This window comes from Paraburkholderia sp. (assembly GCF_035501035.1).
Taxonomy (GTDB): domain Bacteria; phylum Pseudomonadota; class Gammaproteobacteria; order Burkholderiales; family Burkholderiaceae; genus Paraburkholderia.
Window position 1 is genome coordinate 1 of record NZ_DATJWR010000219.1, and the last position, 10,779, is coordinate 10,779.

Annotated in this window: 13 protein-coding genes and 1 pseudogene; 6 read left to right on the forward strand and 8 right to left on the reverse strand. The window is 64.3% G+C overall.

Annotation, left to right across the window (positions count from 1 at the left end; translation table 11 throughout):
* The 3 genes and pseudogenes from VMJ11_RS15635 to VMJ11_RS15645 form a co-directional block, all read right to left on the reverse strand.
* On the reverse strand, positions 1–268 hold a 268-nt coding region (locus VMJ11_RS15635), incomplete at its 3' end, for a FlhC family transcriptional regulator (protein ID WP_325620299.1).
* A gap of 11 nt (positions 269–279) precedes the next feature.
* Positions 280–600 carry a flagellar transcriptional regulator FlhD gene (gene flhD, locus VMJ11_RS15640; RefSeq protein ID WP_028209695.1) on the reverse strand — a complete coding sequence of 107 codons (321 nt, stop codon included), beginning with the start codon at positions 598–600 and terminating at the stop codon, positions 280–282.
* 693 nt (positions 601–1,293) lie between these two features.
* Positions 1,294–1,480, reverse strand: a pseudogene (locus tag VMJ11_RS15645) (hypothetical protein).
* 133 nt (positions 1,481–1,613) lie between these two features.
* Here VMJ11_RS15645 and VMJ11_RS15650 point away from each other — a divergent pair.
* Positions 1,614–2,069 (forward strand): universal stress protein, encoded by a 456-nt coding sequence (locus tag VMJ11_RS15650; protein ID WP_325620300.1) that lies wholly within the window; start codon positions 1,614–1,616, stop codon positions 2,067–2,069.
* A 321-nt stretch (positions 2,070–2,390) separates the two neighbouring features.
* The gene (otnI, locus tag VMJ11_RS15655) at positions 2,391–3,179 is read left to right on the forward strand and encodes a 2-oxo-tetronate isomerase (protein ID WP_325620301.1); all 789 of its coding nucleotides are present in this window, start codon (positions 2,391–2,393) and stop codon (positions 3,177–3,179) included.
* Between the two features lie 22 nt (positions 3,180–3,201).
* On the opposite strand, the gene VMJ11_RS15660 is transcribed toward otnI, so the two are convergent.
* Positions 3,202–4,032 (reverse strand): helix-turn-helix transcriptional regulator, encoded by an 831-nt coding sequence (locus tag VMJ11_RS15660; RefSeq protein WP_325620302.1) that lies wholly within the window; start codon positions 4,030–4,032, stop codon positions 3,202–3,204.
* A 204-nt stretch (positions 4,033–4,236) separates the two neighbouring features.
* On the opposite strand from VMJ11_RS15660, the gene VMJ11_RS15665 reads away from it, so the two are divergent.
* From VMJ11_RS15665 to VMJ11_RS15675, 3 genes are all read left to right on the forward strand, one after another.
* Positions 4,237–4,398, forward strand: coding sequence for a hypothetical protein (locus VMJ11_RS15665; protein WP_325620303.1), 162 nt, complete (start codon positions 4,237–4,239; stop codon positions 4,396–4,398).
* 284 nt (positions 4,399–4,682) lie between these two features.
* Positions 4,683–5,117, forward strand: a complete 435-nt coding sequence (locus VMJ11_RS15670; protein WP_325620304.1) for a DoxX family protein — start codon at positions 4,683–4,685, stop codon at positions 5,115–5,117.
* Positions 5,118–5,221: 104 nt separating this feature from the next.
* Positions 5,222–5,491: a hypothetical protein gene (locus tag VMJ11_RS15675; protein WP_325620305.1), complete on the forward strand. Its 270-nt coding sequence runs from the start codon at positions 5,222–5,224 to the stop codon at positions 5,489–5,491.
* Between the two features lie 29 nt (positions 5,492–5,520).
* Here VMJ11_RS15675 and VMJ11_RS15680 read toward each other — a convergent pair whose 3' ends face one another.
* Complete coding sequence (locus VMJ11_RS15680; protein ID WP_325620306.1) at positions 5,521–6,984, reverse strand: MFS transporter; 1,464 nt, start codon at positions 6,982–6,984, stop codon at positions 5,521–5,523.
* 114 nt (positions 6,985–7,098) lie between these two features.
* Entirely contained in the window at positions 7,099–8,403 is a 1,305-nt protein-coding gene (locus tag VMJ11_RS15685; RefSeq protein WP_325620307.1) for an MFS transporter, read from the reverse strand.
* Between the two features lie 371 nt (positions 8,404–8,774).
* Here VMJ11_RS15685 and VMJ11_RS15690 point away from each other — a divergent pair, with 371 nt between their 5' ends.
* Positions 8,775–9,524 (forward strand): response regulator transcription factor, encoded by a 750-nt coding sequence (locus tag VMJ11_RS15690; RefSeq protein ID WP_325620308.1) that lies wholly within the window; start codon positions 8,775–8,777, stop codon positions 9,522–9,524.
* A 144-nt stretch (positions 9,525–9,668) separates the two neighbouring features.
* On the opposite strand, the gene VMJ11_RS15695 is transcribed toward VMJ11_RS15690, so the two are convergent.
* Positions 9,669–9,938: a hypothetical protein gene (locus VMJ11_RS15695; protein WP_414694405.1), complete on the reverse strand. Its 270-nt coding sequence runs from the start codon at positions 9,936–9,938 to the stop codon at positions 9,669–9,671.
* A 254-nt stretch (positions 9,939–10,192) separates the two neighbouring features.
* On the reverse strand, positions 10,193–10,525 hold the full coding sequence (locus VMJ11_RS15700) for a hypothetical protein (RefSeq protein WP_325620310.1): 333 nt from the start codon (positions 10,523–10,525) through the stop codon (positions 10,193–10,195).
* Between the last annotated feature and the right edge of the window lie 254 nt (positions 10,526–10,779).

Consider the following 10,779-nt stretch of genomic DNA (forward strand, 5'->3'; position numbering starts at 1 on the left):
AACGCGCTTCGTTCTTCAGGAACAGGTACGTGTTGTAGAAGAGCGATGCATGGATGTTCGCGAGCCACGTCATGTACCAGTCCGCCGAAAACGGCAACATTCCCTTGGGCGGCGACACGCCGCGGATCTCGCGATACAGGCGGATCATGCGGTCGCGCGAGAGCGAGAGTTCGCTTTCGAGCACCTGCATGCGCGCACCCAGCTCGATCAGCGCGATCGCGCGAAACACTTCCTGGGCGTCTTCGGTGAGGCTGCGTCGCGTGGTCATGGACGTCACCCTCAGGCGAATTGGCCAGCCGGCTGTCCCGCAAGCAGGATGGCCGCATGGGTAGCCGCCACGTCGGCATGCTTGCTGGTCTGCGTGAGCGCGGACAGCATCGCATGATCGTCGAAGCGGAAAAAACAGAGAAGTTGGTCGGAAGAGGCCAACCTGACGATCTGCGCGAGCGACAGACCACCAAGCAGATCGGCCAATTCCGACGACAGTCCCAGTCGGAACATGCCGACCGGCTTGTCCTCGCGCAGCATGCGCTGTGCGAGCATCAGATACGACAAATTAATTTCGCGGATAGATTCCAGCGTCTCGCTGCTGCGGTCCATTTCTGTAGTTTCCGAAGCCCCGAATTTAACCCCCCGGCTTTTTCGCCGTTGTATCTTTTCTGTCTTGTGGTCGTTCGTTCGCTCTCTGGCGCGATCCGACTCTTTGATACAGGTTGTTACATCTCGTAACAACCTTGGAGGGAATTGTATGAGGGCTTATCTCAGAAATCAATCCCTCGGATGAAAAAATAATCGAGTGTCGTAAATTATTTTCGGTAATTTTTTCTGCTATTTGAGGAGGTGCTCGCGACAATCCGTCGCAACTCCCGTCCACCCGGCCGGATCGGCCTGAGCGCCTTTATCTATCGGAATCCGCGTTACCTATCGATGCATGCGCAACGAATCGGCGGAAGATGCACAAGGCGATCTGTAGGAATTAGCGTTTTGAAAGGAATAAGGTTGACAGGTAAAAAATACGCGGGATGCCGCTAAAAACATATGAAGATTAATATGTAACAACCGTTTCGACCCCGGCGGAGTGTAACCGCGGAATATGTAACTAAGGTGTAACCCGTACGGGTCTGTGTCTTTGTGTCGCTTTTACGACATATGCTGAGTACATGACGTCGCGAGCGCGCGTGCGGAAGCATTTGCTAAGCAAGCGCTTCAATGAGCTTCGGTTGCAATCCGGAGCCAGCGCGAAACTGGGGTGCAAAAGGCGCCAGAAACCCGGCCAGAAAACCGGGCATCGATTCAGGTGAGCAAAGGCACAGCTTCGATCAGTGCGGCGCCCAACAACAGGCCGATTAGCGCGCCCACGAGCCGCGGGTGCCATTTGTCGAGAGGGGATCGCGCTGATGAGCGCCCCCACGAGGATGGCCCCGAGCAGGGCGAAGGCGACCAGCAGGTAGACAACCTCGAAATCGTTGTCGATGACCATGGTGGCTCCTGAATGCAATTCGGCGAGAGCTACATGCCGTTTATATCACGGCATGATATAAACGGCATAATCAACGCATCATTCCGGGCGCGGCAGTATCGCGCGCGGCCGGAAACCACGAGGGAGACCGACCATGGCCTCGTTCAAGCGGATTCTGCTGTGTTACGACGCGACGCGTGAAGGGCGCCGTGCGTTGCGTGAGGGCGCCGATCTTGCGCGCGAGTGCCGCGCGCAGACGCACCTGCTCGCCGTGCTCGACCAGGCGCCGCTGCAGTGGGGCACGGACATCGCGTCCGCCGTGCCGTTCGAGGCCGCCGAGGACGCTGCGCGAGAGATCCTGCGCGACGGGGTGGCGTGCCTGCAGGAAAAGGGGCTGGCCGCGACGGGCCACTTCGTGGTGGGCAGGCCCATCGACGCGATTGCGAGCTACTGTGCGGAACTCGAACCGGACCTCATCGTCCTCGGCCACCATCGGCGCGGGCCGTTCAAGCGCTGGTGGGAAGGGCGCGACGACCGTCTGCTGCTCGACCGCGTGTCGTGCAGCGTGCTCGTCGTGACGGCGCCCGAGCCGGAGCCGGCACCTGCCTGAGCTTGCGTGCCGCTAAGGTGCTGGGTTTGCCGGGGATTGCGGGCGCTTGACCTCATGGCATGAATCGAGCGGCCGCCGCGATCGTGATCTTCTCGTGTTTAAATTCGGAGTTCGAAGTAGATGGGCGCTGTGAGAGGGAATTCGGGCTGCCGTATCACAATAGCATCGCTAATTTGCCTCTGGATGATCGTTGCGCGCGCATGAATCAGAAATCGCAGTTCGTGATGTGCTTCACGAGCCAGACGTATTTTCCGGTAAGCGCTGCGCCCGCGCCCACTTTGGCCGACAATACCGGCATCACCCAACGCAGGAGTTGCCTCGATGCCCCGCTTCGCCGCCAATCTCTCGATGATGTACAACGAGCACGCGTTTCTCGACCGGTTCGCCGCTGCCGCACAGGACGGCTTCGATGCCGTCGAGTATCTGTTTCCGTACGAACATTCGGCAGCGGAAATCAAGGCGCGCCTCGATGGTGCGTCGCTTACCCAGGTGCTCTTCAACGCGCCGCCAGGAGACTGGGCGGGGGGCGAGCGTGGCATCGCCTCATTGCCTGGCCGCGAGGACGAGTTTCGCCGCAGCTTCGACACGGCCCTGGACTACGCGCGTGTGCTCGGCAATCGCCGGATTCACGTGATGGCAGGCCTCGTGGTCAGCGACGCCGCGCGCCCGGCGCAGCGCGAGCTGTATGTGAAGCATCTGGAGTACGCGGCTCGCACGGCCGGCGCCGACGGCATCGACGTGCTGATCGAGCCGATCAACACGCGCGACATGCCGGGCTACCTGCTGAACCGACAGGACGACGCGCAAGCGATTTGCGCGGAAGTGGGCGCGCTGAATCTGCGTGTGCAGTTCGATTGCTACCACTGCCAGATCGTCGAAGGGGATCTCGCGGTGAAGCTCAAGCGCGACGTCGCGCGTATCGGGCATATCCAGGTTGCGGGCGTGCCAGAGCGCCACGAGCCCGACAGCGGCGAACTCAACTATCCGTGGCTGTTCGCGCTGATCGACGAACTGGGCTACGACGGCTGGATTGGCTGCGAATACCGTCCGCGTGCGGGCACTTCTGCTGGGCTCGGCTGGATTCGCCAGTGGGTCGCGCCGCGCGGTTGAACGTGCGCGGCTACCATGCGCGTTAGCGCGTGTGATCGCGCAAAGCTTGCGCGGTTTGCGGATCGGCTGGAAAGAACGCTTCGATCGCAAGCTCGGAAAGCGTGATATCGACCGGCGTGCCGAACACGGTCGTCGTGCTGTAGAACGACAGCTCGCCGAGCGTCGTGCGGATGCGCAGCGGCACGGCAATGTGATGCGTGGGCGTCTCGGCGCTCGCGCTCGCCACGCCGGGCTGCGCAGGATAGGCGGCCAGTTCCTCGTGGAGTGCGGCGAGTGTGGGGTCGGCGCTTGCCTCGATCTGTCGCTGCAGGCGCGTGAGCAGATGCGCGCGCCACGCGTGCCAGTTGACGATGCGCGGCGCGATGCCCTCGGGGTGCAGCGAGAGCCGCAGCGCGTTGATGGGCGCGGCGAGCAGGGCGGGAGAAGCGTCGCCGATGAGCGGGGCGAGCGCGGCGTTCGCGGCGACGATATTCCAGTGACGGTCCACCGCCACGGCGGGATAGGGTTCGTGGCCGCGCAGCACGAGGTCGACGGCCTCGCGCGCGGCGGCGAGCTGGGGGTCGTCGAGCGCGCGCTCGCGGTAGAGCGGCGCGTAGCCCGCCGCCACGAGCAGCGCATTGCGCTCGCGCAGCGGCACATCGAGCTGCTCCGCGAGATGCATGACCATTTCGCGGCTCGGCAGCGCGCGGCCCGATTCGACGAAGCTCAGATGGCGGGTGGAAATTTCCGCTTCGGTCGCGAGCAGCAACTGGCTCATGCGCCGGCGCATGCGCCAGTCGCGCAGCATCTCCCCGACGCTGCGGCGCCCGATGCCGGCCGGCGTGGCCGGGACTGAGAGAGCGAGCGTGTTCATGCCGCTGATTCTAGCGAAAGGCGTGCGCGAATCGATTACGTCTGAGGTAAAGTTCCGGCCGCTCGCTGCCGATACCGGATGTATGAAAACCAGGGAAACATGCCCCTACCGGGATCACGGACGACGTTTACCCCGTACGGGACGATCGCCTAAAATGAATGATCTCAAGTGCTGTGGCTATGGCGGCGTGCAGAGGAGACTGCCATGAGGGAAACGGTTGCTGCTTATCTGCTCGGACCCGCAGTGATGTTGCTGGTGTGCGCGGCCATGTGGGCTGTATCGCGCCGCAGCAGAGGTACGCTCGAGACGCGCCTGACCCGCTGGCTCGACGCGCATCGTCCGCACGGCATGCACCATAAGCATTGAGCGTGCCAGATCAGCGGCGAGTTTCGCGATAGGGCGTGTTAGGGCGCGATACGGCCATTGCGTGGGCCATGCGCGCAATCGGATCGCCGCCCACGAGGCTTCGCCACTTTCATAGCATTCCGAATCAATTCCCGGGTTGCGTTACCGGGCCTCGCGTTGCCGCTTGCGCCTTGGCGCGCGGCGCTCTCGGTTGTATACAGGCTCGCCGGTCATTTCCGCGTCATGTCGAGGGAACTGAGCGTGAGCCGCGCGGTCATTCCGATATCGCATACCGGAGCCCCCCCATGACCCGTCCCGCCGATTCCTTCGTCATCTTCATCGCCCGTCTCGCCCTCGCCATTCTGTTTCTCTGGGGCGGCGCCATGAAGCTGCTGGGATACGCGGGGTTTGTCGGTTACCTTCACTCGAAGGGCGTACCTTACGCACCGTATGGCGCAATCGCTGCGACCGCGATCGAGCTGCTTGGCGGCATTGCGCTCGTGCTGGGCGTGCGCATGCGCGCAGTTGCCTTCGTGCTGGCCCTGTACGCCATCGTCACGGCCATCCTGGGTCATGACTTCTGGAACATGACCCAAGCTTCGCTGCAACAGGACGAGGTCATTCACTTCTGGAAGAACGTTGCGATCGCGGGTGGTTTCCTGCTGCTGACCGTGACGGGCGCGGGACGTGCTTCTGTCGATGGCATGCGCGCACCGCGCGGCAGTGGCCTGCGCGGCTGAGCGCGCACCAGCGCGGCATACCGGCGCGGGCATACCGAAGCCGGCATACCGAAGCGGTCATCCGACCACCAGCACCGGGCAACCGGGCCACCAGGGAGCAGGCCTTGATACAGAACTTCGATTACAACGTGGCGGGCAAGACCGAGCAGTTCTGCGCGAGTCTTGCCGAAGATGGCACGCGACGCGTGTTGATCAGCTACGCGGACTCGGCGACGACGCTCGTGATCCTCGACGCCTCCGGGCTGCTCGGCGCACTCAAGGCCGAACTGGAGGAGCCGGATCAACTCATCGCGCACGCCATCCGCAAGGCGCAGAGCGAAGGCTTGATCGAACGCGCGATTCGCTCCGGCGCGATTCAGGAAGGGTCGCTCTAGGTTCGCGCTAGCGGGCGCTCGCCGCCGTATCAGCGCGATTCGTTCATTCGCGTCGCCGTGGCCGGGCGAGTGCCCGGATGCGCCGCATCGGTCCTCACGAACCACGCCAGCCCCGACGCCGCGACGAGCAGCGCTGCCGAAACCGCGGTTTCCGCGCGCAGGCCGGCCACCACCTGTTCCGCACCGGCACCGCCCGCGAGCGCGCCGAACGCCGCCACACCCACTGCGCCACCCGCCTGGCGCGCCGTATTGAGCAGCGCCGAGGCCGTACCTGCGCGCGCCGGCTCGACCGAGGAGAGCACGGCCGTCGTCATGGCGGGCACGGCGAGGCCCATGCCCGAAGGAATCAGCAGGAAGGCCGTGAGCACGAAGGCGAGCGGCGTGGCGGCGTCCACGGAAATCAGCAATGCGTAGCCCGCGCCTGCGATCAGCGCGCCGATGACCATCGGCCGGCGCGTGCCGTAATGCGCCACGATATGGCCGCTCACGATGTTCGACAGCAGGAAGCCCGCGGTAAGCGGCACGAAAGCGAGCCCTGCCTGCAACGGCGTTTCGCCGCGCGCGTGCTGCAGGTAAAGCGCGAGCACGAATACGGTGCCGTAATAGGTCAAATTCACGCAGATGCCGAACAGCACCGCCGCGCTGAACGTACGGTTGCGCAGCATGGCGAGCGGCAGCATCGGATCGCGCGCGCGGGCCTCGAGCGAGACGAACGCCAAACCGGCGGCGAGCGCGAGCGCGAAACCTCCCGCCACGGCCCAATGCGCGAAGCCGAGCGGACGCCATTCGATCACGGCGCCCGTGAACGCCGTGAGCGCCACCACGGCGAGCAACTGACCGCGCACGTCGAGACTGCGTGCCGCGGGCGCTTTCGTCGCGCCCCACGCGTCTGGCCGCTGGCGCGGCGCCGGAATCCAGGCGAGCGTGGCCGCGAGGCCGGCCGCGCACAGCGGCAGGTTCACGAGGAAGATGCTGCGCCAGCCGAACGCCGCGATCAGCAGGCCGCCCGCCACGGGTCCGGCAGCGATGGAGATGGCGCCGGCGGCAGTCCAGAAGCCGACGGCGCGCGCCCTCAGCGCACGGTCGTGCCGGCAGGCCTCGTTGAGCAGCGCGAGTGAGTTCGGCAGCATGGCCGCCGCGCCCGCTCCTTGCAGCGCACGGGCCGCGATCAGCATGGCCGGGGTGGCGGCGAGCCCACAGGCGAGCGAAGCGAGTGCGAACACCACGAGCCCGGCAGCGTAGAGGCGGCGCGCGCCATAGCGCTCGCCGAGCACGCCGCCCGAGAGCATGAGGACCGCGAAGGCGAGCGTGTAGGCATCGACGATCCATTGCAGTCTCGCGACACTCGCGTGCAGATCCGTCGCGATGCGCGCGAGCGCGATGTTGACGATCGTGACGTCGAGTTGCGTGACGACGAAACCCACGCTGACGGTCGCGACGACGCGCGTGAGTGCGGGCGTGAAATGAACGGGGGTGGGGTGTGAGGTAGTCATGCGTCCATGCTAGGACGCGAGCCGGCTTCGACGTTTCAGCGTGGTGTGAAATGTCGAAGCCGGCCGAAGCCGGTCTAAGCCGTCGAGAATCGGTTCCGGATCGGCGGCTTCCGCTCAGTCTGCGACGCGATGCGGGTCCTTGAAGAACAGCGTCGTGATCGCGCCGAGCACGCAGATCGCGGCCACATAGTACGTGGGCGCGAGCGGCTCGGACTTCATCAGAAGCGCGACGACGATCGGCGTGAGGCCGCCGAACACGGCGTACGCAACGTTGTACGAGATCGAGATGCCCGAGAAGCGCACCGCGGGCGGGAACGCGTTCACCATCACGTAAGGCACCGCGCCGATCGCGCCGACCAGCAGGCCGGCCAGCGCGTAGAGCGGCATGAGCAGCGAGCTGTCCTCGGCGACCTGGCGGAACAGCGTGTAGTACGAGATCGCCAGCGCAATGCCGCCGATCGACAGCACCCGGCGCGCGCCGAAGCGGTCGGCGAGCGCGCCGGCGCTCACGCAGCCCACCGTGAGGAAGAGCGTCGCGAGGCAGTTCGCGAGCAGCGAGGTGGTGGCGTCGAGATGGAACTGCTTCTGCAGGAGCGGCGGCGTCATCAGGATCACGACGACGATGGCGGCAGAAAGCATCCACGTGACCAGCATCGAGACGATCACGGCGCCGCCATGGTCGCGCAGCACGGCCTTGAGCGGAATTTCGTCGGCGAGCGACTTGCGCGCCTGCATCTCCGCGAACACGGGCGTCTCGTGCAGCCACTGGCGCAGATAGACGGAGAACATGCCGAACAGGCCGCCGATCAGGAACGGAAAGCGCCAGGCATAGGCGGCGATGTCGCTTGCCGCAAAGTGGTGATTGACGGCTGCGGCAATCAGCGAGCCGAGCAGGATGCCGAATGTGAGCCCCGCGGTGAGCGTTCCGCATGCATAGCCGATGTGGCGGCGCGGCACGTGCTCGGAGACGAACACCCACGCGCCCGGCACCTCGCCGCCCACGGCGGCGCCTTGCAGCACGCGCAGCGTGAGCAGCAGCACCGGTGCGAGCACGCCGATCGTCGCGTACGTGGGCAGGCACCCCATGGCGAGCGTAGGCAGCGCCATGAGCAGCACGGAGAGCGTGAACATGCGCTTGCGTCCGAGCAGATCGCCGAAGTGCGCCATGACGATGCCGCCGAGCGGCCGCGCGAGGTAGCCCGCCGCGAAGATGCCGAACGTCTGGAGCTGACGCAGCCAGTCGGGAATCGTTGCGGGGAAGAACAACTGGCCGATGACCGGCGCAAAGAACACGAAGATGATGAAGTCGTAGAACTCGAGGGCGCCGCCAAGTGCGGCGAGCCCGAGCGTCTTGTAGTCGCCGCGGTTGAGCGCGCGTGCCGCGGCAGGCGCGCGCACGCCAATTTCTGTTGCTTGCATTTCCGAAGAACCAGGGTTTTGTTATGTGCGAAGTCGTGCGGAACGTGCGAGGACGTCCGTATGGCCGAATTTGCCTGGTGCGCGCGTGGCGCGGGGGCGGCGGTCGTCGGAAGGTGGGCGCGAGGGTGGGGCACGGAACAGCGCGTCCGCATGGGTGAGCGAACGCGCCGACGACTTCAGGCCAGCCGGCAATTCTACAGGAAGCTTGCAACCGGCCAGGCGCACTCCCGATGCGCTGCCGTCAGGGCTTGTCGCGCGCGGCTACCGGAAAACGACGAATGTGAAATGGATTAAGACTAATCCGATAGGCAGTTTTTGCACATATCCACAGAATTGCACCGCTTGGATTTGGATTCACAAGAGGACTCATCATGCGCATCGGGATTTTTCAGCGCGACGCTGGACAACGTCAGCCGGTCGGGCAGGTGCTGAGACAAAGCGGCTACGTGTGCAGTGCGTTCAGCGACGCGCACGCGCTCGCCAGAGCGCTCGCCGCTTCGACCATCGACATGCTCGTGATCGACTGGCACGGCTTGCGGCTCGCGGGCACGGGCCTGCTCAGGACGCTGCGGGCGATGAACGGCAACCAGCTCCCTGTGCTGTTCGTCTCGGAGGATGTATCGGACGAGAGTGTGGTGGAGGCCTTCTCCGCAGGCGCGGACGACTACGTGAGCCTGCCGGTGTGCGCTTCAGTGTTGGGTGCGCGCGTGAACGCGCTGCTGCGCCGCGCGTTTCCCGACCGCGACGACAACATGAGGATCGACTTCGGTCCTTACCATTTCGACGTGCGATGCCAGGCCGTCAGCGTGCGCGGCAAGCCGGTGCCGCTTTCGAGTACGCAATACCGGCTCGCTTCGCTTTTCTTCTCGAATATCGGGCGTGTGCTTTCCCGCGATCATATCTACGCGATGGTATGGGGACGTGAGCTGCAAACATTTACGCGCACGATCGACAGCCACGTCTCGCGCGTGCGCGTGCTGCTGGAGATCGAGGCGTCGAACGGCTTTCGGCTGCAGCCGGTCTACAAGAGCGGCTACCGGCTGCTGCGCCTGCAGGATGACATCGACGCGCCTGAAGAAGCGGCGTTCATGGAGCGGGTCGAGGCGCTCGAGCCGGCTTGAGGCGAAGCTTGAGTTGAAGCTCGGCGCACTCGCGGCGCGTCAGAAGGAAAAAAGAAGGCGGCGGCACGTCATGCGTGCCACCGCCTTTTTGCGTTATGCGGACTGAATGCGTGCCGCGCTGCTTCGCGGGAGGGAGGGGGCGCGTCAGCGCACGAGACCGAGCCCTTGCAGGACGGCGTTGCCTTGCGTCGTGAGGCGGATGCGCGTTGCGCCGGCCTTATCGGGCACCTGCTCCACGAGGCCCGCTTCCTGGAGCACGGGAATTTCGGGCTTGGCGTGGGCTTCGATCGGTGCATGCAGCAGCAACAAAAGGGTCGCGAGCTCATGGTGGCTCAGCAGGCGGCGCAGTAGCGCACGGCGTGCAGGCTTTGCCGCCGGCGCGCTGGCGCTCGCTGCGTGATCGTTGGCCTGGATTTGCAGATCTTGCTGGGACACGGGACCTCCTTGAGGCGACTGTTTCTTTTCAGTGAAGCGATGATGCGGACGAACACTTAAGCGATTCTTAAAACCGCCGGCCAAAATGTGTCACCGCGCTACAGCACGTAACGTTGCGTAAGCGTATGTAATCGAACCGCGTAAGTGCCGCGAAAGCAGCCATCGCGAGGGCAGCAATGACCTTCGATGGCCTTTCGAAAAGACGTGCAAAACGAAAGGGACCGGTCAGATTTTCAAGGCGCGCAGGTCTTGCTCGCACCCTCGATCCACAGATTCGAGGCATGACGCTTGCCTGCGTAGTAGCGGTAGGTTGTCGCGCCGTTGTCCGCGCGGATCTTGATGACGTTCGAGTCGCCGAATTCGAGCATCTGGCCTTGCGGCAGCGGCGAGGTCGTGAAGCTTGCACCATGGCGCGAGGCTTCCACGGTCAGGCACGAGATGACGTCCTGGACCGACCGGCTGGTCGTGGAATCGATGACTGGCTGGCCCGCATCCGGGTCGCTCTGAAACCACGCGCAGGCACCGAGCGTGAGCGAGAGGGCAAGGGGTACGGCAAGTTTTTTCATATTTCTCCTGTGTCGACCAGAGTTGGCGCTTTAGCGCCTTACTCTGGTCCCATGCAAGGCGGTCGACCAGAGTTGACGCTCTAGCGCTTACTCCGGGCCCATGCAGAGCACCTACTCCGGCCCCCTGCAAGGTGGTCGCTGGTGTAAGCCTGGACGAAGGCGGCAGGTAGCCGCTCATTATATCGGGAGCATCTCGCGTGCCACGCCGCTGCCGCAAAACTGTCACGCCGAAGGGATAGGTGTTGCAACAGTGC